Genomic DNA, 21,191 nt, shown 5'->3' on the forward strand with positions numbered 1-21,191 from the left:
GCACTGCCGTCCCTGTCACACCTGCTTGAGCAGGTCCTCGTACAGCTCGTACGTCCGCCGGGCCACCTGGTCCCAGCCGAACTCGCGCACCGCGCGCTGCCGGCCGGCGGCGCCCATCCTGGCGGCCTCCGCCGGATCGTCGAGTACCCGGTTCACCGCCTGTGTAAGACCGGATTCGAAATCCTCCGGGTGACGCGCCACGTAGGGCACGAGCAGTCCGGTGCGTCCGTCGTCCACGACCTCGGGAATGCCTCCGACCGAGGAGGCGACGACGGGGGTACCGCACGCCATGGCCTCCAGGTTGACGATGCCGAGGGGCTCGTAGACCGAGGGGCAGACGAACACGGCCGCATGGCTGAGGAGTTGGATGACCTGTGGCCGTGGCAGCATCTCGGGGATCCAGTGCACGCCGTCGCGCACCCGCTCGAGTTCGTCGACCAGTTCGCGGAACTCGGCGCCGATCTCGGGGGTGTCCGGGGCTCCGGCACACAGCACCAACTGGGCGTCGGGGTCGAACGAGCGGGCCGCGCGCAGCAGATGCGGGACCCCCTTCTGACGGGTGATGCGGCCGACGAACAGGACGAAGGGCCGGTCCGGATCGAGTCCGATCCGCCTCAGCGCGGCCGTCTCGTGATCGGGCCGGTAGAGCCGGGTGTCGATGCCGTTGTGGATCACGTGCACGCGGTCGGCGTCGAGGGCGGGATAGCAGGCGAGGATGTCGTCCCGCATACCGCGGGACACGGCGACGACGGCATCGGCCGACTCGATCGCCGTGCGCTCGGCCCAGCTGGAGAGGGCGTAACCGCCGCCGAGCTGCTCCGCCTTCCAGGGCCGCAGCGGCTCCAGGGAATGCGCCGTCATCACATGCGGGACCCCGTGGAAGAGCTTGGCGAGATGACCCGCCAGGTTGGCGTACCAGGTGTGGGAGTGGACCAGTTCGCGGCCGCCGAGCTCGGCGGCCATGGCCAGGTCGACGGCGAAGGTGCGCAGTGCGTCGTTCGCACCGTCGAGCTGGGAGGGCGCCCGGTGCCGCAGCACCCCTTCCGCCTCGCCCTCGCCCCAACAGTGGACCTCCAGGTCGGCGAGTGCTCTCAACTCCCGGGCGAGGAACTCCACATGGACACCGGCGCCCCCGTACACGTCCGGGGGGTACTCGCGTGTGAGCAGTCCGACCTTCACCCCTTGATGGTCACCCACGCGCGGCGTACGGGGAAGACCGCCGTCAGGATCACTGCGGTGTCCGGCGGGGCGGACGGTCGAAAACGCAGTCGCCGCACAGCCCGCCGCCGGGCACGCGGTAGTAGAGACAGCAGGTGCTGCGGCGCATGGCCGGGCCGCGGACGGTGCCCGCCAGATCGGGGTGGCTCAGCAGTTCGGCGGCGAGGGCGGCGGCCCGTTCGCCCACAGCGGCCCTGCCGCCGCGGCGGGCCCAGTCGGCGAGCATGCGCACGGCTCCGGCGAGTGCCGATCCTGCGTTTCCCCACAGCAGCTGCCGCGAGACGGGCGTGTCCTGACGCAGCGCGTCGGCGAAGGGGACGAGGTGTCCGTACTGAACCGCCTCACGCAGGGTGACCGCGGTGGCGGACAGTGAACCGGAGCCGGTGAGCCACAGATCGTCGGGTGCGCTGCGTTGGGGTGCCCAGTGCAGCCGCGCGGGATCGAGATCGGGGATCTCCCCGTGGAGAGCGGCCGACCCGAGGGCGATGGACCACAGCCGGGCCGCGAACCCCAGGTGCGCGACGGACGCGGCCACGCGCCGCTCTCCGGTGCCGAGGCGGGCGGCGACGGTGTCGATCCTGCTGCTGAGGGGGGCGGTGTCGCCGGCGTACAGCCGGGCCAGGGGCGCCCCTCCGCCGCCGGACGGATCCGCACGCAGCGCGAAGAAGCCGCCGACCGCGTCCAGCTCCGTCAGGTCCATCCCCTGCTCACCGCCTTGTTCTCGAGCATTTCTCGACCGCCGCGCAACACCGGTCACCGTAGCGTCGGGCGTACACCGGTCCACCCCCGCTGACCTGCTCGACCGCCGTACGGGGGACTTTTGGCCTAGGCTCGTACTACGTCGGCAGTACGTCCAAATGCCTGCTCAAGGACGACGACGCGAACGCGGAACAGGGAGATCGTGGTCTCTATGAGTTCCCTTGTGCTGGCAGTGCTGCTGTCACTGGTCTCCGCGGTCGCCTATGCGGCCGGGGCGATCGTGCAGGAGCATGTCGCGGCATCCACCTCCGCCCGGCCCTACGCCCCGCTGCACCACGCGGGGTGGTGGTTCGCCGTGGCCCTGAACTCCCTGGGTGCGGTGCTCCATGTCGTCGCGCTGGCGTACGGGCCGCTGAGCCTGGTGCAGCCGCTCGGCGCGCTCACGATCGTCTTCGCCCTGCCGATGGCCGCCCTGTTCGTGCGGCGTGGGGTGGGCGCCACCGCGTGGAAGGGCGCGCTGATGGCGACGGCCGGTCTCGCCGGCCTGCTGGCACTGACGGACACGGCGGACGCCCAATCGCTGGGCACGGGCCAGCGCGGGGTGCTCGCGGCGGCGACGTTCGGCGGGGTGGCTCTCCTCTTCCTGGTCGCCCAGACCATTCACCGGCCGGTGCTGCGCAGTGTGCTGCTGGCCGCGTCGGCCGGTGTGGCCTTCGGTATCGCGTCGGTCTTCACGAAGACCGTGGCGGTGGACTGGGACTGGTCGGCCCCGCTCGCCCAGTGGAGCAGTCTGCTGGTGATGGCGGTGCTGGCGATCGGCGGTCTGCTGCTGTCCCAGGCGTCGTACCGCGGCGCGGGTCTGGCCGCGCCGCTGGCCACGGTGACCGTGGTCAACCCGGTCGTCGCGGCGGCCGTCGGCATCACGATGTTCGGCGAATCGTTCCGGGGCGGCATCCCGGGCACTCTGCTCGCGCTCGGCTTCGGCGCCCTGGCGGCAGGCGGTCTGATCCTGCTGACGACGGAACGTCTCGCCGCCGCCGGGAGGAACGATGCGGACGGTTCACCGGCGGCGGGGGACGCGGACGGGCGCGGGCACCGGGACGACCGGCACGCGCCCGGGGACGACCGGTCGTCACAGACCCCCGGGACGCCGATGAAAGCGCCCGAGCAGCGGACCCCGGTCTCAGACCGGGACGCCGCCCGCCCTGAGGTAGGCGAGGGGATCGATGTCGGAGCCGTACCCCGGACCTGTCCGGATCTCGAAGTGGAGATGCGGTCCTGAGCTGTTGCCGGTGGACCCCGAGCGGCCGATCCGCTGGCCGCTGGTGACCTGCTGCCCGGAGCGCACGGTGAGCGCCGACAGATGTGCGTACTGGCTGTACTTGCCGTCCGTGTGACGGATGACGACCTGGTAGCCGTACGCACCGGCCCAGCCGGCCGAGACGACCCGGCCGGAGGCGACGGACTTCACGGAGGTCCCGGTCGGGACGGGGAAGTCGACGCCCGTGTGGTAGCCGCTGGACCAGGAGGAGCCGGCCTTGCGGTACGGCGTGCCGGTGGAGGCGTCGACCGGGGCGCTGAAGCCGGACCTCTGCACGGGCTTCTTGACGTGTGCGGGCTTGGCCGCCTGCTGCTTGGGGGCCTGTTGCTTGGGCGGCTGCTGCCCGGGGGCCGGGCGGGGCTTGGCGGCGGGCCTGCGCTCAGGTGCCTCGGCGGACGGAACGGGTCCCGTGCGGCTCCTGGGCGCCTCGATGCGCAGGATCAGCTTCTGGCCGGGGTGGATGAGGTCGGGGTCGGGCCCCACGACCGTACGGTTCTGCGCGTACAGGCCCTGCCAGCCGCCGCGTACGTCTTCGGCGTCGGCGATCCGGGAGAGCGAGTCGCCGCGGGCCACGGTGTAGCCCTCCCGGTGCGTGGGCACCGTCGTCGGCGTCGCCTTCGGGGGCGCGGACTGCCGCTGGGCCGCGGGTCTGTCCCGGCGGTCGCTCTGCTTGCTCTTCGCGTCGGTCTTCGCCGCTAATCGGCGGTCCGGCGCGATGTCGGGAGCGTCCCCGCCGCGGGTGAGACCGGCGCGCGCGGAGCAGACCGGCCACGCTCTTGGGCCCTGCCCCTCGAGGACCTTCTCGGCGACGGCTATCTGCTGGTCCTTGCTGGCGAGGTCGGCGCGCGGGGCGTACTGCCTGCCGCCGTACGCCTCCCAGGTGGACTGGGTGAACTGGAGCCCGCCGTAGTAGCCGTTGCCGGTGTTGATGCGCCAGTTGTTGGTGGACTCGCAGGCGGCCACCTTCTCCCAGACGTCCACCGAGGCCGCATGGGTCGTACCGGCACCGATGAGCGGCAGCGCCATGCCGGCTCCGCCCGCGGTGACGGTGAGTGAGGCGCGGTTGATGCGGCTCGGCTGATATCGGCGGTGCCGACCGGTTGCGGCCATCTCGAGACTCCCCCACTGACATGTAGGTCACGTCGCAAGCGGTCAACTTAGGTGCTGTGCACCGACCGTGACAAGGGTTCAGGCCCGGCGTACCGGGGCGCAGGGGGCCGGAGAGCCGCCCCGGGAGATCAGCCGGGGGCGCCCTCCGTCGCGGCCGGGGCAGGTGACCAGCGGCGGCCGACGCCGACCCGCTCGGCGCGCTCCGGATCGCCGGCCCCGCCGGCCGGCGGACGGCTGCCGCCCCGGGCGAGGAAGTCGGCGAGCGGCAGGGTCGCGGCGCCGACGGTCACGGCATCGGGGCCGAGCCGGCCGAGCTCGATGGTGGTACGGGCGGCGGCGTGGTCGAGGGCGTACTCGCCCGCGTACCGGCGCACTTCGGGGAGCAGATGGGGTCCGATCAGCAGTCCGGCCCAGCCGCCGAGCAGGATGCGCTCGGGACGGAAGAGGTTGATCAGGTCGGCGACCGCGGCGCCCAGGTACTCGGCGGTGTCGTCGAGCAGGGCGAGGGCGACCGGATCCGGATCGGGGCCGTGGGCTCCGGGGAAGGCGGCGGTCAGCAGGGTGGCGAGCGCGGTCTCGTCGTCGGCGGCGGCCGGGAGCGGGCCGCCCGCCTCCTGCCAGCGTTCGCGGAGCGCCTCCGCGCCGGCGTACGCCTCCAGACAGCCGAGGGATCCGCAGCGGCAGCGCCTGCCCCGGATCCGGACCGTGGTGTGACCCCATTCGAGGGCGCTGTTGCTGGCGGACTCCTCGCGCGTGGCGGCGTGGACGACACAGGCACCGACACCGGACCCGATGAGGGCCACGGCCGCTTCCCGGGCGCCGCGTCCGCCGCCGAACCACATCTCGGCCTGCCCCAGGGTCTTGGCGCCGTTGTCGATGAACAGCGGTACTTCCCGGGGCAGTTCGATGGCGTCGCGGAGCAGTTTCTCGAAGGGGACGGCGGTCCAGCCGATGGTCTGGCCGTGCACGATCGCGCCGTCCCGCGCGTCCTGCTCGATGATGCCGGGCACGCCGATGCCGATGCCGAGCAGACCGGCGGCGTCCACGCCGGCGTCCCGCAGGACATCGGCGACGCCGATGCTCACATGGGAGACGACGCGGTCGACGTCGTAGCCGTGCTGGGCCAGCAGCCGTTCCGTGCGGGCGAGCTCGGTGAGGGACAGATCGAAGAGTTCGACCCGTACGCGCGTCTCGCCGATGTCGATGCCGATGAGCAGACCGCCGGACGGGGTGACACGCAGCAGGGTGCGCGGCCGGCCGCCGTCGGAGTCGACGACACCGGCCTCCTCGAGCACTCCCTCGGCGACCAGCTCGGCCACCACATTGCTGATAGAGCCTGAACTCAGGCCGGTGGCCGGTCCGAGCTCCTGGCGGCTCAACGGGCCGTCGAAATACAACCGTTGCAGAACCCTGGCACGGTTGCCGCGCCGCAGGTCACGCACTGTCCGTCTGTTGCGCTCCGCCATGGTGCTCCTTCCCTCGTCGCAACATACCCCGGTCGCAGACCTTGACGCGACCTTCCCTCACCTCTTAAATCACGATCTAAATTAAGTCATGGATGCCGTTCGGGAATCGAACGCAGCCATCCCCGGGAAGGGGCCCTCTCTCATGCGCACCATCAGAGCCGCAGCAGCCGTCACCGTCATCAGCGCGCTTGTCGCCATATCCGGCTGCGGCGGTGGTTCCTCCACCGACGGAAGCGGCAGCAACGAATCCCCCAAAACGCTCACGTACTGGGCCTCCAACCAGGGCCCCAACATCGAGGCCGACAAGAAGATCCTCACGCCCGAACTCAAGAAGTTCGAGAAGGAAACGGGCATCAAGGTCAAGTTGGAGGTCATTCCCTGGTCCGACCTCCTCAACCGGATCCTTGCCGCCACGAGTTCCGGACAGGGCCCCGACGTCCTGAACATCGGCAACACCTGGTCCGCATCGCTCCAGGCGACGGGCGCCCTGCTGCCCTGGGACCAGAAGAACTTCGACGCGATCGGCGGACGGGACCGCTTCGTCGACTCGGCCGTCGCCTCCGCGGGCGCCGAGGGCAAGGACCCCGCGGCCGTGCCGCTGTACTCGCTCGCGTACGCCCTCTACTACAACAAGAAGATGTTCGCCGACGCGGGCATCTCGCAGCCGCCGGCCACCTGGGACCAGCTCGTGGCGGACGGCAAGAAGATCTCCAAGGGCGGGAAGTGGGCGCTGGGTGCCGAGGGCGGCAACCTCGCCAACAACATCCACCAGGTCTTCGTCCTCGCCAAGCAGCACAACGCCGACTTCTTCGACTCCGCGGGCAAGCCCACCTTCACCTCCGACGGCGCGGTCGCCGCGGTGAAGCAGTACGTGGACTTCATGGCCAAGGACAAGATCGTCGCTCCGGGCAACGCGGAGTACGCGCAGAACCAGTCGCTCCAGGACTTCGCCCGCGGCAAGACGGCGATGGTGCTGTGGCAGGCCGCCGCGTCCACCTTCGCGGCCCAGGGCATGAAGCCCGCCGACTGGGGCGTGGCCCCCGTCCCCGTCCAGCAGGGCACACCCGGCACCGGCGCTAACACCAACTCCATGGTCGCCGGCATCAACATCGCGGTCTTCAACAACACCAAGAACGTGGACGGCGCGAAGAAGTTCGTGAAGTTCATGACCAGCGACGCCGAGCAGAAGCTCCTCAACAAGACGTACGGATCGATCCCGCCGGTCACGGCCGCGCAGCAGGACCCGGCGTTCGCCGCACCGGACCTGAAGGTCCTGCGCGACACGCTGTCCACGAGCGCCGCGCCGCTGCCGCAGGTGCCGACGGAGTCGCAGTTCGAGACCACGGTCGGCACGGCCGTGAAGGAGCTGTGGGCGGACGCCGCGGCCGGACGCCCGGTGACCACGGCGTCCGTCAAGGAACGTCTGAACAAGGCCCAGCAGCAGATGCAGCAGTGAGGCACACCCGATGACCACCACCGTCACTCCCGGCCGCACCGGCCCGGCGGACAGCGGTGAGCGGGTGGGGAAGGGGGATGCGCGGCGCAGGATGCCGCGCATCCCCGACCGGATCCGCCACGGCGGTCTGCCCTATCTCCTCCTGCTGCCCGCGGTCCTGCTCGAACTCCTCATCCACCTGATCCCGATGGTGATCGGGATCGTGATGAGCTTCCGTCAGCTCACGCAGTTCTACATCCGCAACTGGGGCGAGGCCCCGTGGACGGCCTTCGACAACTACCGCATCGCCGTCGACTTCAGCGCACCGATCGGCGAGGACCTGCTCAACTCGTTCCTCGTCACCTGTGCGTTCACCGTTCTCGCCGTCGGCCTGTCCTGGCTCTTCGGCGTCGCCGCGGCGATCATGATGCAGGAGAACTTCCGCGGCCGCGGACTGCTGCGGGCCGTCTTCCTCACGCCGTACGCGCTGCCGGTGTACGCGGCCGTCATCACCTGGGCGTTCATGTTCCAGCGGGACAACGGCATGATCAACCACGTCCTGCACGACCAGCTGGGACTGACCGACCAGCCGTCCTTCTGGCTGATCGGCGACAACGCGTTCTTCGCCGTGGTCGTCGTCGCGGTCTGGAAGTCGTGGCCGTTCGCGTTCCTGATCGTGATGGCGGGGCTCCAGAACATCCCGCGTGAGCTCTACGAGGCCGCCGCGATCGACGGTGCCGGCGTCTGGCAGCAGATCCGCAAGATCACCCTGCCGTCGCTGCGGCCGGTCAACCAGGTGCTCGTCCTGGTGCTGTTCCTGTGGACGTTCAACGACTTCAACACGCCGTACGTGCTCTTCGGACGGGCGGCCCCGGAGGCGGCCGACCTGATCTCGGTGCACATCTACCAGTCGTCGTTCGTCACCTGGAACTTCGGCCAGGGTTCGGCGATGTCCGTCCTGCTGCTGCTCTTCCTGCTGGTGGTGACGGCCGTCTATCTGCTGCTCACCTCCCGCACCCCGCGAGGAGCCTCCCGCACAAGGAAGAGCGCCGATGCCTAAGCCACCGCGGTCCCCGATCGCACCGCCGCAGTCCTTCCTCTGGACCCGCCGGGTCGTGCTGACGCTGCTGACGGTCTTCGCCCTGCTGCCCGTCTATGTGATGCTCAGCAGTTCGCTGAAGCCGCTCCAGGACGTCTCGGGCCAGTTCCGCTGGATTCCGTCCGGGCTCACCATCCGGCCCTACATCGACATCTGGAACACCGTTCCCCTCGCCCACTACTTCGTCAACTCGCTGATCGTGGCGGTGTCGGCGACGGTGCTGTCCGTGGTGATCGCGGTGTTCGCCGCCTACGCGGTGAGCCGCTACCGGTTCCGCGGCAAGCGGATCTTCACCGTCACCGTGCTCTCCACGCAGATGTTCCCGGGGATCCTGTTCCTCCTGCCGCTGTTCCTGATCTTCGTGAACATCGGCAACAGCACGGGCATCGCGCTGTACGGCTCGCGCGGCGGACTGATCCTCACCTATCTGACGTTCTCGCTCCCCTTCTCGATCTGGATGCTGATCGGCTACTTCGACTCCATCCCGCGAGACCTGGACGAAGCCGCGATGGTGGACGGCTGCGGCGCCCTCGGGGCGCTCTTCCGGGTCGTCGTGCCCGCCGCGGTCCCCGGCATCGTCGCCGTGTCGGTCTACGCGTTCATGACGGCCTGGGGCGAAGTCCTCTTCGCCTCCGTGATGACGAACGACACCACACGAACGCTCTCCGTCGGTCTGCGCGGCTACGCCACCGAGAACGACGTGTACTGGAACCAGGTCATGGCCGCGTCGCTGGTCGTCAGCGTGCCCGTCGTCGCCGGGTTCCTGCTCCTCCAGCGCTACCTCGTCGCCGGCCTCACCGCCGGCGCAGTCAAGTGACCTCAAGCGAAAGGCAGTCCGTGAACGACCTCAACGCCCTTCCGCCCGATTTCACCTGGGGCGTCGCGACCGCCGCCTACCAGATCGAGGGTGCCGTGGCCGAGGACGGCCGCTCGCCCTCCATCTGGGACACGTTCTCGCACACCCCGGGCGCGGTGGACAACGGCGACACCGGCGACGTGGCCTGCGACCACTACCACCGCTGGCCCGAGGACATCTCTTTGATGCGGCAGCTCGGCGTGGGCGCCTACCGGTTCTCGATCGCCTGGCCGCGCATCGTCCCCGGCGGTGACGGTCCGGTGAACCCCGCGGGCCTCGCCTTCTACGACCGTCTCGTCGACGGTCTGCTCGAAGCGGGCATCACCCCCTTCGCCACGCTGTACCACTGGGATCTGCCGCAGGCGATGCAGGACCGGGGCGGCTGGCCGGCCCGCGAGACCGCCGAGCACTTCGCCGCGTACGCGTCGGCCGTCGCCGAACGGCTCGGCGACCGCGTGAAGGACTGGGCGACGCTGAACGAGCCGCTGTGCTCGTCGTGGATCGGCCATCTGGAAGGCAAGATGGCGCCCGGTCTCACCGATCTGACGGCCGCGGTACGCGCCTCGTACCATCTGCACCTCGGCCACGGGCTCGCCGTGCAGGCAATCCGCGCGGCCTCGTCCGACGCACGCGTCGGCATCGTCAACAACCTCTCCCCCATCGAGCCCGCGAGCGACCGTCCCGAGGACCGGGCCGCGGCGGTGCGGGCGGACGGTCACACCAACCGCTGGTGGCTCGACCCGATCCACGGCCGCGGGTACCCGCAGGACATGCTGGACCTGTACGGGGTCGAACTCCCCGAGAAGTCCGGCGACTTGGAGACCATCGCCTCTCCGCTCGACTGGCTCGGGCTCAACTACTACTTCCGGCAGATCGTCACCGCGGACCTCAGCGGCCCGGTCCCGTACGCCAAGCAGATCTACACGCCCGGCGCCCGGCACACCGCCATGGACTGGGAGGTGCACGCCGACGGTCTGGAGCAGCTGCTCGTGCGGCTGTCGGAGGAGTACGGCGCGCAGCGCGTCTTCGTCACGGAGAACGGCTCGGCGTATCCCGACGTCGTCCGCGCGGACGGGACCGTCGACGACCCCGAGCGGGTGCGCTATCTGGAGGAGCACCTCGCTGCATGCGGTCGGGCGGCTCGCCGGGGCGCGTCCGTCGCGGGCTACTTCGCCTGGTCGCTGCTGGACAACTTCGAGTGGGCGTACGGCTACGACAAGCGCTTCGGCCTGGTGCATGTCGACTACACGACGCAGAAGCGGACCATCAAGGGCAGCGGGTACCGGTACGCGGACATCGTCCGCGCCGCGTCCCGCAGGGCCCGCCGGGCGGCCTGAGCCGACGCGGGCCACGCCGGACCTGGTCCGGCGTGGCCCGCCCGCTCGGCCACTCGCTCTCCGGCCGGGTCACACAGCGGCCGGGGCCGTGGGCTCGGTCCCCGTCCTGGCGCAGACGGAGGCGGCGACCTGGGAGGCGAACTCCAGCATCGCCCTGGCGGACGACGGCGAGAGCGCACGGTCCCAGCCCCGCTCGGCGCCCAGCCAGGCCAGGATCCCGGTCATGAACGCGTCGCCCGCGCCGATGGTGTTGACCACCTCGACGGGAACCGCCGGGACGGAGACGGGTTCCCCGCCGGGCACATACGCGGTCGCGCCCTGCGCCCCGCGGGTCACCACCACCAGCCGGCCCTCGTCCGCCAGCCTGCGGCAGCTCCGGTCCGGGTCGGTGTCCGGCCAGAGCCGCACCAGGTCCTCGTCGCTGGCCTTCACGACATGCGCGAGGGCGCACAGGTCCCGCAGCCGTCGCAGACCGCGGACGGCGTCGACGGTCCGGTCCTCGCGCACATTGGGGTCGACCACCAGCAGCGAGTGCCGTGCCGCCTCCTGTGCGACGGCGGCGACCGCCCTCGCCGCGGGTTCGACGACCGCCGCGAGCCCGCCCACGTACACGGCGCCGAACCGGGCCGCCTCCTCGGCCGGCCGCGGCAGCCGGAAGGTCGCCGTGTCCTCGAGGTGGAAGTGGTAGGCATTGCCGCTGCTGCCCGGGTCGGCGACCGCGAGCGCCGTCGGGAGGTCCGCCCTCGCACTGAGCCCGAGGTCGACGCCCGCACCGGTCAGCCACTGCTCCACGGACCGTCCGAAGCCGTCGTCGCCGAGACCTCCGGCGAAGCAGACCCGCCGGCCGAGCAGGGCGAGGCCGACCGCCACATTGGCGGGCGCGCCGCCCGGCTGGGCACGCAGCACGCCGGGCTCACCGGGCACCGGGACGAGGTCGATCAGCGCCTCGCCGACGACGAGGACCGCAGCGGACCCGCCGGTCACGGCTCCACCACGATCTTGCGCCCGATGCCGGCCTGGAAGCGTTCGATCGCCTGCGGGTACCGCTCCAGGGGCAGCCGGTCGCTGATGAAGACGGACGGGTCGAGCACGCCGGCCGCGAAGAGGGCCGCGGCCCTCTCGTAGCTGTGGAGCACCGCCATCGAACCGGTGATGGTGATCTCCTGGTTGTAGATCCGGTAGGGCTCGATGACGGCGGTCGTCGCGTAGTCGGCGACCCCGAACTGGAGGAAGGTGCCTCCCTTGGCGACGCGGCCGAGGCCGTCCTGAATGGCTCCGGCGTTGCCCGTGGCGTCGATGACGACGTCCCAGCCGCCCGGCCGGTCCAGCGCGTCCGCGCCGGATGCCGTCCGTGAGCAGCCGAGCAGGCCCGCGGTGGCGAGGCGTTCGGGGTTGACGTCGAGGACGTCGACGGATGCGGCGCCGGTGCGTTTGGCGAGCTCCAGCATCATCAGGCCCATGGTGCCGGAGCCGTAGATCAGCACCTCGGCGGCGAGCGTGCTGTTGAGCACGTCGTAGCCGCGCACCGCGCAGGACAGCGGCTCGATGAGGGCCGCGTCGTGGACGTCGATATGGTCCGGCAGCCGTACACAGTTGGCGACCGGTGCGACGGCGTACTCGGCCGCGCCGCCGGGGACGGTGACCCCGATGGCGGCCCACCGGTCGCAGAGATTGCCGCGTCCGGACCGGCAGTAGCGGCACTCGTGGCAGTGCAGCGACGGATCGACGGCGACCTTGTCCCCGACGGCCAGTTCGGTGACATCGGCGCCGATACCGACGACCTCACCGGCGAACTCGTGGCCGGGCACGATCGGCAGCGTCGGTGCGAACTCGCCCTGGAGGATGTGCAGATCGGTGCCACACAGCCCGCAGGAGGCGACGTCGACGACGACCTCGCGGGGCCCGGGGGTGGGGTCGGGAACCGTCGTGACCGAGACCTTGCCGGGGGCTTCGACGATCGCTGCCCTCATTTGACTGCTCCAAGCGAGAGGCCCTGAACGAGCTTGTCCTGGGCGGCGTAGCCGGCGGCGAGCACCGGCAGGGACACGATGACGGAGGCGGCGCACAGCTGGGCGAGGAAGAGGCCCTGGCTGGTGACGAATCCGGTCAGGTAGACGGGTGCCGTCTGGGCGACGACGCCGGTGAGCACCCGTGCGAACAACAGCTCGTTCCAGCTGAAGATGAAGCAGATCAGGGCGGTGGCCGCGATACCCGGCCCGGCGACGGGCGCGACGACCCGGGCCAGCACGGTGGGCAGCCGGGCGCCGTCCACCTGGGCGGCCTCGATGATGGAGACCGGCACGTCGGCGAGGAAGGACTGCATCATCCACACCGCGATCGGCAGATTCATCGAGGTGTAGAGGATGACGAGCAGCCAGATGTTGTCCAGCATCCCGGCGTTCTTCGCGAACAGATAGACGGGCAGCAGTCCGGCGACGACGGGCAGCATCTTCGTGGAGAGGAAGAAGAACATCACGTCGGTCCACTTGCGGACCCGCCGGATGGACAGGGCGTAGGCGGCCGGCAACGCGAGGACGAGCACCAGGACGGTCGAGAACAGTGACGCGGACAGGGAGTTGATCAGGGGTGGCCAGGGGGTCGGGCCGCCTCCGCCGCCGAAGAACTGGCGGTAGCCGTCCAGTGTCAGCGAGGCGGCGAGCGACGGCGGGTTGGTGGCGGCGTCGGCCTCGGAGTGCAGCGAGGTCAGCACCATCCACAGCGCGGGCAGGCAGAAGGCGAGCCCGACGATCCAGGCGACGACTCCGAGTGCCGCGGAACGCCGTCCGGCCTTCCGCGCCGCGGGCGGCAGTTGGGGTGTACGGCCGGTGGCCGCGGGCTCAGTGGTGGTGGCAGCGCTCATGCGCGATTCGCCTCCTCGCGGAAGAGGGAGGAGACCACCCGGAGAGCGAAGGTCGCGATGATCATGGTGCCGATCACCACGACGACTCCCGCGGCGGACGCCAGCCCGTACTCGTGGGCTCGGTAGAAGGTCTCGTAGATCGTGTAGGGGAGGTTGGCGGTGCCCAGTCCGCCGGAGGTGATGGTGAACACCGCGTCGAAGTTCTGCACGATGTACACGGAGCCGAGCAGGACGCCGAGTTCGAGGTAGCGACGCAGATGCGGCAGTGTCAGATAGCGGAAGGTCTGCCAGCTGCTCGCGCCGTCCAGCCGCGCGGCCTCCATCATCTCGGCGGGCCGGCTCTGCAGACCCGCGAGCAGGATCAGCATCATGAACGGGGTCCACTGCCACACCAGCGCCGCCTCGACAGCGAGGAGCGGCATGCCGGAGATCCAGTCCGGCTGCGACATGCTCTCGATCCCGAACAGGTCGCCGACCCAGGTGAGCGCTCCGTTCAGCAGCCCGTACTCCGGGTTGTAGAGCGCGTGCTTCCACAGCAGGGCGGCGGAGATCGGCACGATGAGGAAGGGCGTGATGAGCAGTGTGCGCACCATGCCCCGGCCGAAGAAGGTGCGGTCCAGGAGGAGGGCGAAGAGCAGGCCGAGGACCACGGTGACGAGGACGACGGCCACCGTCAGCACCACGGTCGTGATGACGGAGTCCCGCAGCGCCGGGTCGGTGACGACGGAGGCGTAGTTGGACAGGCCCGTGAAGTGGCGCTTGTCCGGGCTGAGGGAGTTCCAGTCGAAGAGCGAGATCACCAGGGTTGCCACGAACGGCAGTTGGGTGACGGCGATCAAGAAGATGAGGGCGGGCAGCAGCGGGGCGCGAGTGGCCCATGCGCGGGCCCGGCCGCTCTTTCCGGTTCGCGCCACGGCGGGACGGCGCGACAGGGCCGGCCGGCTGATCGATGTGGTCATCGGTACTCCTCGGCGACCTTCTCGGCCAGCTTCTGGGAGGCGGAGAGGGCCTTGTCCACGGACTGGCGGCCGGCGATGGCGGCACTGATCTCCTGGGCGACCTTGGTGCCGAGATCGGTGAACTCGGGTACGCCGACGAACTGGATCCCGGCGGTCGGCCGGGGCTGGGTGCCGGGGTTCTTCGGGTCGGCACTGGAGATGGCCTGCTCGGTGACGTCGGCGAACGCACCGGCTTCCTTGCGGTAGTCGGGGTTGGCGTAGGTCGACGCCCGTTTGCCCGCGGGCACGTTCGCCCAGCCGCTCGTCCCGCCGACGAGGGCCTCGTAGTCCTTTCCGGAGGCCCAGGAGATGAACTCCCAGGCGTCGTCGGACTTCTTGGAGGCCTTCTGCATGCCCCAGGCCCAGGTGTAGAGCCAGCCGGAGCTCTTGGTGCGCTCGACCGGGGCCGGTACGTATCCGATCTTCCCCTTCACCGGGGAGCCCGACGCCTCCAGCGATCCGGCGCCGGCGGTGGCGTCGTACCACATCGCCGTCTTGCCCTGCGTCATGTTGTTGAGGCACTCGGCGTAGCCGGACTGAGGTGCGCCCAGCTCCCCGTGTTCGCGGACCAGGTTCACATAGAACTCGGTGGCCTTCTTGAACTCCGGTGAGGTGAGCTTCGGTTCCCAGTCCTCGGTGAACCAGGTGCCGCCCATGGTGTTGACCACGGTGGTCAGCGGGGCGATGACCTCGCCCCAGCCGGGCAGGCCGCGCAGACAGATGCCCTTCATACCGCGCTCGGCCCCGTCCGCCTTCGCGGCGAGGTCGGCGACCTGCTGCCAGGTCGGTTTCGGCGGCATCGTCAGGCCCTTCTTCGCGAAGACGTCCTTGCGGTACATGAGGAAGGACGACTCGCCGTAGAAGGGCTCGGCGTAGAGCCTGCCGTCCTCGGCGGTCAGGGAGTCCCGCAGCGGCTCGAGGATGTCCTGCTGGTCGAAGGCGGTGTCGGCCCGGGCGTACTCGTCCAGCGGGTGCAGCCAGCCGTTCTTCGCGAAGAAGGGCACCTCGAAGTTGCTGATGGTGGCGATGTCGTACTGACCCGCCTGGTTGGAGAAGTCCTGGCTGATCTTGTCGCGGACGTCGTTCTCCGGGAGCACCGTGAAGTTGACCTTGATACCGGTCTCCTCGGTGAAGTGCTTCTTGGTGAGCTTCTGCAGCTCGACCATCTGCGGGTTGTTCACCATCAGGACGTTGAGCGCGTCGCCGCCCCCGAAGGAGGTGCCGCCCGCTCCGGCGCAGCCTGCCGCGAGGAGTGCCATCGCTGCCGTGCCCGCGCCCGCACGTACGCGGATTCCCCGTCGTCGTCGGTGGTGGGGCATGAGTTCTCCTGATCAGTCGTAGCGGCTCGGTGATCGGTGGTGCGGGGCATGGCCGGCCCGTCCCCCGGCCGGTGACGGGGGCTGGACGCGACATGTGTGGGGACTGGAGGGGAGGCCGGAGGAGGGGTCCTCCTCAGACGCGGACGACCTGGGGGCCGAGGAGTGAGTAGCGCTGGGCCTCGGCGGAGGGCAGGGCGGCGTCGGTGACGATGGCCTCGAAGTCACCGACGTCGGCGAAGCGGCAGAAGCTGACCGCGCCGAACTTCGTGTGGATTCCGGTGAACACCCGCCGTCGTGAGCTGCGCATGGCCTGCGCCTTGACCTCGCTGACGGCCGGGTCGGGGGTGGTCAGTCCGTACTCGCGGGAGATCCCGTTCGCGCCGACGTACGCCAGGTCGATGACGAAGTCGGCGAGCATCCGGGTGGCCCAGTGGTCGACGGTGGCCATGGTGCCGCCGCGCACCCGGCCGCCGAGGAGGAGTACGGCGATCTTCTCGGCGTCCGCGAGGACGGTCGCGACCGCGAGGGACGCGGTGACCACGGTCAGCGGCCGGTCCCTCGGCAGTGCCTCCGCGACGAGCTGCGGGGTGAAGCCCTCGTCGACGAAGACGGTTTCCGCGTCACCCAGCAGATCGGCGGCCGCGGCCGCGATCCGTGACTTCTGCGGCACATGACGGGTGGTGCGCACGGCGAGGGTGGTCTCGAACCCGGCGGACTCGACGGGGTACGCCCCGCCGTGGGTGCGCCGCACGAGGCCGTGCTCCTCCAGGACGTGCAGATCGCGCCTGATGGTCTCCTTGGCCACTCGGAAGAGACCCGCGAGAGCGGTGACATCGACCGACCCGTCCCGTCGGGCCGTGTCGAGAATTCCCCGTCGGCGTTCCTCGGTGTCCACGACACACTTCCCTGTTTCCGCTCCGTGCACTGTTGCGCGCCGGGTCCGAAGTCCGTTCGGGCCCATGCGTCGTTTGTACAAGCAGTCCCGGCCGCTCGACCAGGCTCTTCGCTGAATCCCGTGTGCCCGTATGCGCCCGTTTCCCCGACGCGATCCGCGCTGGTCGCGGCGCCGGGCACGGGGATCGCGGGCCCCGGCCGTGCCCGCTTGGCCCCCCTGCCGAGTCCGAACGGCGCCCGAGGGCGGAGACTGGAGCCGCACACCCCTTCGGGACCCGGAATGCGGTGAGCTCCGGAGGGCTGGAAAATCGATGAATGGCTGGGTCCGCCCGTACGTATGCGTAGGCGCGGACATGGATTCTCCGACGGACTTCCAGGAGCACACGTATGAGTGGTACAGCCCAGATCGGTGTCACCGGGCTCGCGGTGATGGGGCGCAACCTCGCCCGTAACTTCGCGCGCAACGGCTTCACCGTCGCCGTGCACAACCGCACAGCGACGAAGACACGGGCGCTGGTGGAGGAGTTCGGCGACGAGGGCACGTTCGTCCCCGCCGAGTCGGCGGAGGAGTTCGTCGCGGCGCTGGAGCGGCCGCGCCGCCTGGTCATCATGGTCAAGGCCGGTGACCCCACGGACGCGGTGATCGAGGAGTTCGCGCCGCTTCTGGAGGAGGGCGACGTCATCATCGACGGCGGCAACGCCCACTTCGCGGACACCCGGCGCCGGGAGAAGGAGCTGCGCGAGCGCGGCATCCACTTCGTCGGTACCGGCATCTCCGGCGGCGAGGAGGGCGCGCTGCACGGGCCGAGCATCATGCCGGGCGGCTCGGCCGAGTCGTACGCGACGCTGGGTCCGATGCTGGAGAAGATCGCGGCGAAGGCGCCCGACGGCACCCCGACGGTGGCCCACATGGGCCCCGACGGTGCCGGTCACTTCGTGAAGATGGTGCACAACGGCATCGAGTACGCCGACATGCAGCTGATCGCCGAGGCGTACCACCTGCTGCGGTCGGTCGCGGGCTACTCCCCCGCGCAGATCGCCGAGACGTTCAGGACCTGGAACACGGGCCGGCTGGACTCGTATCTGATCGAGATCACGGCGGAGGTGCTGGCCCACACGGACGCCGCCACCGGAAAGCCGTTCGTCGACATCGTCACCGACCAGGCCGAGCAGAAGGGCACGGGCCGCTGGACCGTGCAGATCGCGCTCGACCTCGGTGTGCCGGTCTCCGGTATCGCCGAGGCGGTCTTCGCCCGGTCGCTGTCGGGGCACGCGGATCTGCGCGCGGCCTCGCGCGGGCTGCCCGGCCCGACGCCCCGTGCGCTGAGCGACGAGGAGGCCTCGCGCTTCGCCGACCAGGTGGAGCAGGCCCTCTACGCGTCCAAGATCGTGTCGTACACCCAGGGCTTCCACCAGATCCAGGCGGGCAGTGATGCCTACGACTGGAACATCGACCTCGGCTCCGTCGCGGCGATCTGGCGGGCGGGCTGCATCATCCGGGCCGCGTTCCTGGACCGGATCCGTGCCGCGTACGACACCCAGCGGGACCTGCCGAGCCTGCTGTCGGACAAGGAGTTCGCCTCGGAGATCGGCTCGGCGCAGGACGACTGGCGCGATGTGGTCGCGACGGCGGCGCACCAGGGCGTGCCCACGCCCGGTTTCTCGGCGGCTCTCGCGTACTACGACGCGCTGCGGGCCGACCGGCTGCCTGCCGCGCTCACCCAGGCGCAGCGGGACTTCTTCGGTGCGCACACCTACCGGCGCGTGGACCGGGAGGGCTCGTTCCACACCCTCTGGGGTGGCGACCGCTCCGAGGTCGGCACCGACTGACGCCGCGACAGCCGCTGCTCAGCCCACCGGGCCCGTGCCTTTCGGCCGGGCCCGGTGCGGGTTCTCTGTCTGTCACGCCTGGTCTTCTACGGCTTCGTACGCCGGGCCGGGCGTGTGCTTCCCGGTTCTCACGCGGGGCCGGGCGTTTGCTCGCCCGGTTTCTCACGCGGGGCCTGGCGCGGGTTCGGGCTCCGGCGACGGGTCCGGGTCGGGGCCCGGCGGCTTCGGAATCGGGTCGGGCGCCGGCCCCGGCGGGGGCGAGGGCACCGGCACGGGACCGGGCAGGGGGCCCGGTGTCGGGCCGGGCGGTCCCGGCGAGGGGACGGGTGACGGCGGAACGGGCGGCTGGGTCATGCCTGACCTCCAGGGTTCGGAGTCGTGCCTTCCCAATGTCTCGTGCTCCGCCTGCCCACGCGCGCCGGGTCCACACGCCTCAAGATCCGGAACGTGCCGCTCCCACGGCCGCCCGCAGGCCCGGGCGAGGGCTGGACAGGACGGGGAGAGCGGTTGTCGTACGGGCGGCGGCGTCCGCCATCGACGCCTGGGCCAGCACGACGACATCGGCGTCCCGCACGGCGTCGACCTCGGCGGCCACCCGGTCGAGATACCGCTCGCGATCACCCGCGAGGAAGTGCTCCCAGGCCTCGCCGGCCAGAACGGTCCGCAGGTCGACACGGCGCCCGGCGGCCTCCTCACGGATGAGCGAGGCGGTGGGCTCCAGGGTGCTGTGCAGGGCGGCGACCACCACGACGCGCTGGTGAGCCGCCGCCGCGGCGGCCATCGGCCGGTCGACCCGCAGCACGGGTACGCCGGTCCCTACCGCTTGCCTCTCGGCGACTGATCCGATCGTGGAACAGGTGCACAGCACGGCCCTCGCCCCGCCCGCCACGGCCTCCTCGAGCACGGCGGCGACGTCCGCGCCGACGGCGTCGGGTCCCTGGGCCACCGCACGGGACAACAGCTCTTCCCGCACGTAGTGGCGCAGCGGGACGCCGGGGTGGTCGGCGTCCCGCAGGGAGTCGAAGACCGGCACGTGGACCGGGGAGGTGTGGAGCAGGGCCAGCATGTTCTCGCTCACCAGAGGTCGGGGTTCGCCTTCAACTGGTCCTCGGCGGCCACGACCAGTTCGGACGGGGGCGTGGGGCCCTCGTCGGGGTGCTTCTGCACCCAGCGGGCGGCGTACGGGCAGAGCGTCACGACGGGCACGCCCTCCCGCTCGGCGATCCGGAACAGCTCACGCACCAGGGCGCTCGCGATGCCCTTGCCCTCGTGCTCCGGTTCGACGATGGTGTGCACCGCGACGAGGGCCGGCGGCACCGCGTCCAGGGTGAAGTAGGCGATGTGCCCGGTGACCTGGCCGTCCTCATAGGCCTCGAGGAGGCCCTTCGACCGGTTGTCGCGGATGTCGGGCTCGGACATGGCGGCGGGCTCCCTCGCTCGGATCAGCTTCTGCTGTGGTTGCCGTCTGACGGGTCTGCTGTCTGACGGGCGATCATGTTACGGCGTGGGGGCTGCGCTGGGTGCGGCTGCCGGGCACGGGCGCGGCGGCGTGGGGACTGCGCTCGGTGCCGCTGCCGGGCACGGGCGCGGCGGCGTCCGAGCCGAGCTCGATGATGCGGTTGCGCGCGTCCACATGTACGACGGCGGGCACGAGCGCACGCGCCTCGGCGTCGTCGACCTGGGCGTAGCTGATCAGGATGACGAGGTCCCCGGGGTGGACGAGATGGGCGGCGGCGCCGTTGATCCCGATGACTCCGGAGCCCCGTTCACCCTCGATGACATAGGTCTCGAGGCGGGCGCCGTTGGTGATGTCGACGATGTGGACGAGCTCGCCGGGAAGGAGGTCGGCGGCGTCCATGAGATCGCGGTCGACGGTGACGGATCCGACGTAGTGCAGATCGGCCTGGGTCACGGTGGCACGGTGAATCTTGGACTTGAACATGGTGCGCAGCATGGGGTGCTCCTGCAAGTAGGCTCCCTGCCTGCGTTCTTGCAGGTCAAGGGCTGTGCGCATACCTTACCCGCCAGTCGCGCGCCAGGGCAGGGCCAGCCGGGATTTGCGGGCCTGGACGGGCACGGACGGCTGCCACCTCCAGGATCACCGCGCAGCCCTCGCCCTCGCCCTTGTCAGCGAGCGATCGAGACGGCGAAGGGCGCGAACCCGCCGGAACGCATCACGTGAGGGACGAACAGGACCGCGGCCTCGACGGCCTGCGCGGTCTCGATCCCGCCGAGGTCCGTGATCCAGTCCCGCTGCCAGCCGAGGTCTTCGAGGAGCCCTTGGACGACCCGCTTCGCCTCCTCGTCGTCACCGGAGAGGAAGGCGGTGGGCGATTGGGAGAGTGCCGCCGGCGCGGTCATCACGGTGTAGAGCATGGTGTTGAGCGTCTTGACCACGCGCGTGCCGGGGAGCGCTTCCTGGAGTTGCCTCCCGAGGCTCGAGCCGGGGTAGATCAGGTCGGCGGGGAGTCCGTCCGGTCCGTCGACGGTGGCGTTGGAGACATCCATGAGGATCTTGCCCTCCAGCGCCTCCCGCAGAGCGAGAAGCCGTTCCAGCGAGCCGGCGCCCGGCGTCGCGTTGATGACGATCCGCGCCGCTCGGGCAGCGTCGGCCGCGGCGCCCGGCGAGCGGTCCGCGACGGTCACCTGATGCCCGGCCCGGCTCAGGGCTGCGGACAGGCTGCCGCCGACGCGGCCGTTTCCGAGTACGGCGATCTTGGTCATGTCGATCTGGTCCTTTCGGTGCTAC

The 21,191-nt window shown here is 70.5% G+C and carries 20 protein-coding genes; 6 read left to right on the forward strand and 14 right to left on the reverse strand.

Annotated elements, in window-relative coordinates; translation table 11 throughout:
• Positions 1–15: 15 nt before the first annotated feature.
• On the reverse strand, positions 16–1,179 hold the full coding sequence (gene glgA / locus RPQ07_RS05005) for a glycogen synthase (RefSeq protein ID WP_313942792.1): 1,164 nt from the start codon (positions 1,177–1,179) through the stop codon (positions 16–18).
• Positions 1,180–1,228: 49 nt separating this feature from the next.
• On the reverse strand, positions 1,229–1,918 hold the full coding sequence (locus tag RPQ07_RS05010; RefSeq protein ID WP_313942793.1) for a (2Fe-2S)-binding protein: 690 nt from the start codon (positions 1,916–1,918) through the stop codon (positions 1,229–1,231).
• A gap of 210 nt (positions 1,919–2,128) precedes the next feature.
• Here RPQ07_RS05010 and RPQ07_RS05015 point away from each other — a divergent pair, with 210 nt between their 5' ends.
• Complete coding sequence (locus RPQ07_RS05015; protein WP_313942795.1) at positions 2,129–3,199, forward strand: DMT family transporter; 1,071 nt, start codon at positions 2,129–2,131, stop codon at positions 3,197–3,199.
• Here the strand turns inward: RPQ07_RS05015 and RPQ07_RS05020 are convergent.
• Both RPQ07_RS05020 and RPQ07_RS05025 read right to left on the reverse strand, forming a co-directional pair.
• On the reverse strand, positions 3,101–4,348 hold the full coding sequence (locus RPQ07_RS05020; protein ID WP_313942796.1) for a transglycosylase family protein: 1,248 nt from the start codon (positions 4,346–4,348) through the stop codon (positions 3,101–3,103). The genes RPQ07_RS05015 and RPQ07_RS05020 overlap by 99 nt on opposite strands.
• Positions 4,349–4,476: 128 nt before the next feature.
• Positions 4,477–5,814: an ROK family transcriptional regulator gene (locus RPQ07_RS05025; protein ID WP_313942797.1), complete on the reverse strand. Its 1,338-nt coding sequence runs from the start codon at positions 5,812–5,814 to the stop codon at positions 4,477–4,479.
• Positions 5,815–5,956: 142 nt separating this feature from the next.
• Between RPQ07_RS05025 and RPQ07_RS05030 the strand changes: the two genes are divergently transcribed.
• From RPQ07_RS05030 to RPQ07_RS05045, 4 genes are read left to right on the forward strand one after another with little or no spacing between them, the layout of a single operon-like run.
• Positions 5,957–7,270 (forward strand): extracellular solute-binding protein, encoded by a 1,314-nt coding sequence (locus RPQ07_RS05030; RefSeq protein ID WP_313942798.1) that lies wholly within the window; start codon positions 5,957–5,959, stop codon positions 7,268–7,270.
• Positions 7,271–7,280: 10 nt separating this feature from the next.
• Positions 7,281–8,309, forward strand: coding sequence for a sugar ABC transporter permease (locus RPQ07_RS05035; protein ID WP_313942799.1), 1,029 nt, complete (start codon positions 7,281–7,283; stop codon positions 8,307–8,309).
• Positions 8,302–9,165, forward strand: a complete 864-nt coding sequence (locus RPQ07_RS05040; protein ID WP_313942800.1) for a carbohydrate ABC transporter permease — start codon at positions 8,302–8,304, stop codon at positions 9,163–9,165. The genes RPQ07_RS05035 and RPQ07_RS05040 overlap by 8 nt, the downstream gene beginning before the upstream one ends.
• A 20-nt stretch (positions 9,166–9,185) precedes the next feature.
• Positions 9,186–10,541, forward strand: coding sequence for a GH1 family beta-glucosidase (locus RPQ07_RS05045; RefSeq protein ID WP_313942802.1), 1,356 nt, complete (start codon positions 9,186–9,188; stop codon positions 10,539–10,541).
• 69 nt (positions 10,542–10,610) lie between these two features.
• Here RPQ07_RS05045 and RPQ07_RS05050 read toward each other — a convergent pair whose 3' ends face one another.
• The 6 genes from RPQ07_RS05050 to RPQ07_RS05075 all read right to left on the reverse strand — a co-directional run bounded on the left by RPQ07_RS05050 (position 10,611) and on the right by RPQ07_RS05075 (position 16,613).
• The gene (locus tag RPQ07_RS05050) at positions 10,611–11,525 is read right to left on the reverse strand and encodes a PfkB family carbohydrate kinase (RefSeq protein ID WP_313942803.1); all 915 of its coding nucleotides are present in this window, start codon (positions 11,523–11,525) and stop codon (positions 10,611–10,613) included.
• Complete coding sequence (locus RPQ07_RS05055) at positions 11,522–12,511, reverse strand: zinc-dependent alcohol dehydrogenase family protein (RefSeq protein WP_313942804.1); 990 nt, start codon at positions 12,509–12,511, stop codon at positions 11,522–11,524. Before RPQ07_RS05055 ends, RPQ07_RS05050 begins: the two co-directional genes overlap by 4 nt.
• Complete coding sequence (locus RPQ07_RS05060; protein WP_313942805.1) at positions 12,508–13,401, reverse strand: carbohydrate ABC transporter permease; 894 nt, start codon at positions 13,399–13,401, stop codon at positions 12,508–12,510. The genes RPQ07_RS05055 and RPQ07_RS05060 overlap by 4 nt, the downstream gene beginning before the upstream one ends.
• Complete coding sequence (locus tag RPQ07_RS05065) at positions 13,398–14,360, reverse strand: sugar ABC transporter permease (RefSeq protein WP_313942806.1); 963 nt, start codon at positions 14,358–14,360, stop codon at positions 13,398–13,400. The genes RPQ07_RS05060 and RPQ07_RS05065 overlap by 4 nt, the downstream gene beginning before the upstream one ends.
• On the reverse strand, positions 14,357–15,718 hold the full coding sequence (locus tag RPQ07_RS05070) for a sugar ABC transporter substrate-binding protein (RefSeq protein ID WP_313942807.1): 1,362 nt from the start codon (positions 15,716–15,718) through the stop codon (positions 14,357–14,359). The genes RPQ07_RS05065 and RPQ07_RS05070 overlap by 4 nt, the downstream gene beginning before the upstream one ends.
• Positions 15,719–15,851: 133 nt before the next feature.
• Positions 15,852–16,613 carry a DeoR/GlpR family DNA-binding transcription regulator gene (locus RPQ07_RS05075; RefSeq protein ID WP_313942808.1) on the reverse strand — a complete coding sequence of 254 codons (762 nt, stop codon included), beginning with the start codon at positions 16,611–16,613 and terminating at the stop codon, positions 15,852–15,854.
• 386 nt (positions 16,614–16,999) lie between these two features.
• Between RPQ07_RS05075 and gndA the strand changes: the two genes are divergently transcribed.
• Positions 17,000–18,442: an NADP-dependent phosphogluconate dehydrogenase gene (gene gndA, locus RPQ07_RS05080; RefSeq protein WP_313942809.1), complete on the forward strand. Its 1,443-nt coding sequence runs from the start codon at positions 17,000–17,002 to the stop codon at positions 18,440–18,442.
• Positions 18,443–18,875: 433 nt separating this feature from the next.
• Here gndA and RPQ07_RS05085 read toward each other — a convergent pair whose 3' ends face one another.
• The 4 genes from RPQ07_RS05085 to RPQ07_RS05100 form a co-directional block, all read right to left on the reverse strand.
• Positions 18,876–19,508, reverse strand: coding sequence for an aspartate/glutamate racemase family protein (locus RPQ07_RS05085; RefSeq protein WP_313948787.1), 633 nt, complete (start codon positions 19,506–19,508; stop codon positions 18,876–18,878).
• Positions 19,509–19,516: 8 nt separating this feature from the next.
• Positions 19,517–19,861: a GNAT family N-acetyltransferase gene (locus RPQ07_RS05090; RefSeq protein ID WP_313942810.1), complete on the reverse strand. Its 345-nt coding sequence runs from the start codon at positions 19,859–19,861 to the stop codon at positions 19,517–19,519.
• A 73-nt stretch (positions 19,862–19,934) separates the two neighbouring features.
• Complete coding sequence (gene panD, locus RPQ07_RS05095; protein ID WP_313942811.1) at positions 19,935–20,396, reverse strand: aspartate 1-decarboxylase; 462 nt, start codon at positions 20,394–20,396, stop codon at positions 19,935–19,937.
• Positions 20,397–20,569: 173 nt separating this feature from the next.
• Positions 20,570–21,166 carry an NADPH-dependent F420 reductase gene (locus RPQ07_RS05100; RefSeq protein WP_313942812.1) on the reverse strand — a complete coding sequence of 199 codons (597 nt, stop codon included), beginning with the start codon at positions 21,164–21,166 and terminating at the stop codon, positions 20,570–20,572.
• Between the last annotated feature and the right edge of the window lie 25 nt (positions 21,167–21,191).

It is taken from the genome of Streptomyces sp. AM8-1-1 (assembly GCF_032229325.1).
Taxonomy (GTDB): domain Bacteria; phylum Actinomycetota; class Actinomycetes; order Streptomycetales; family Streptomycetaceae; genus Streptomyces; species Streptomyces achmelvichensis.

What these genes read in the sequence shown, in the direction of transcription:
- gndA (WP_313942809.1), top strand. Translation starts at nt 17,000, where the DNA reads ATGAGTGGTACAGCCCAGATCGGTGTCACCGGGCTCGCGGTGATGGGG.
- panD (WP_313942811.1), bottom strand. Translation starts at nt 20,396, where the DNA reads ATGCTGCGCACCATGTTCAAGTCCAAGATTCACCGTGCCACCGTGACC.
- RPQ07_RS05055 (WP_313942804.1), bottom strand. Translation starts at nt 12,511, where the DNA reads ATGAGGGCAGCGATCGTCGAAGCCCCCGGCAAGGTCTCGGTCACGACG.
- RPQ07_RS05040 (WP_313942800.1), top strand. Translation starts at nt 8,302, where the DNA reads ATGCCTAAGCCACCGCGGTCCCCGATCGCACCGCCGCAGTCCTTCCTC.
- RPQ07_RS05030 (WP_313942798.1), top strand. Translation starts at nt 5,957, where the DNA reads ATGCGCACCATCAGAGCCGCAGCAGCCGTCACCGTCATCAGCGCGCTT.
- RPQ07_RS05090 (WP_313942810.1), bottom strand. Translation starts at nt 19,861, where the DNA reads ATGTCCGAGCCCGACATCCGCGACAACCGGTCGAAGGGCCTCCTCGAG.
- RPQ07_RS05100 (WP_313942812.1), bottom strand. Translation starts at nt 21,166, where the DNA reads ATGACCAAGATCGCCGTACTCGGAAACGGCCGCGTCGGCGGCAGCCTG.
- RPQ07_RS05070 (WP_313942807.1), bottom strand. Translation starts at nt 15,718, where the DNA reads ATGCCCCACCACCGACGACGACGGGGAATCCGCGTACGTGCGGGCGCG.
- RPQ07_RS05010 (WP_313942793.1), bottom strand. Translation starts at nt 1,918, where the DNA reads ATGGACCTGACGGAGCTGGACGCGGTCGGCGGCTTCTTCGCGCTGCGT.
- RPQ07_RS05035 (WP_313942799.1), top strand. Translation starts at nt 7,281, where the DNA reads ATGACCACCACCGTCACTCCCGGCCGCACCGGCCCGGCGGACAGCGGT.
- RPQ07_RS05025 (WP_313942797.1), bottom strand. Translation starts at nt 5,814, where the DNA reads ATGGCGGAGCGCAACAGACGGACAGTGCGTGACCTGCGGCGCGGCAAC.
- RPQ07_RS05085 (WP_313948787.1), bottom strand. Translation starts at nt 19,508, where the DNA reads ATGCTGGCCCTGCTCCACACCTCCCCGGTCCACGTGCCGGTCTTCGAC.
- RPQ07_RS05020 (WP_313942796.1), bottom strand. Translation starts at nt 4,348, where the DNA reads ATGGCCGCAACCGGTCGGCACCGCCGATATCAGCCGAGCCGCATCAAC.
- RPQ07_RS05060 (WP_313942805.1), bottom strand. Translation starts at nt 13,401, where the DNA reads ATGAGCGCTGCCACCACCACTGAGCCCGCGGCCACCGGCCGTACACCC.
- RPQ07_RS05015 (WP_313942795.1), top strand. Translation starts at nt 2,129, where the DNA reads ATGAGTTCCCTTGTGCTGGCAGTGCTGCTGTCACTGGTCTCCGCGGTC.
- RPQ07_RS05065 (WP_313942806.1), bottom strand. Translation starts at nt 14,360, where the DNA reads ATGACCACATCGATCAGCCGGCCGGCCCTGTCGCGCCGTCCCGCCGTG.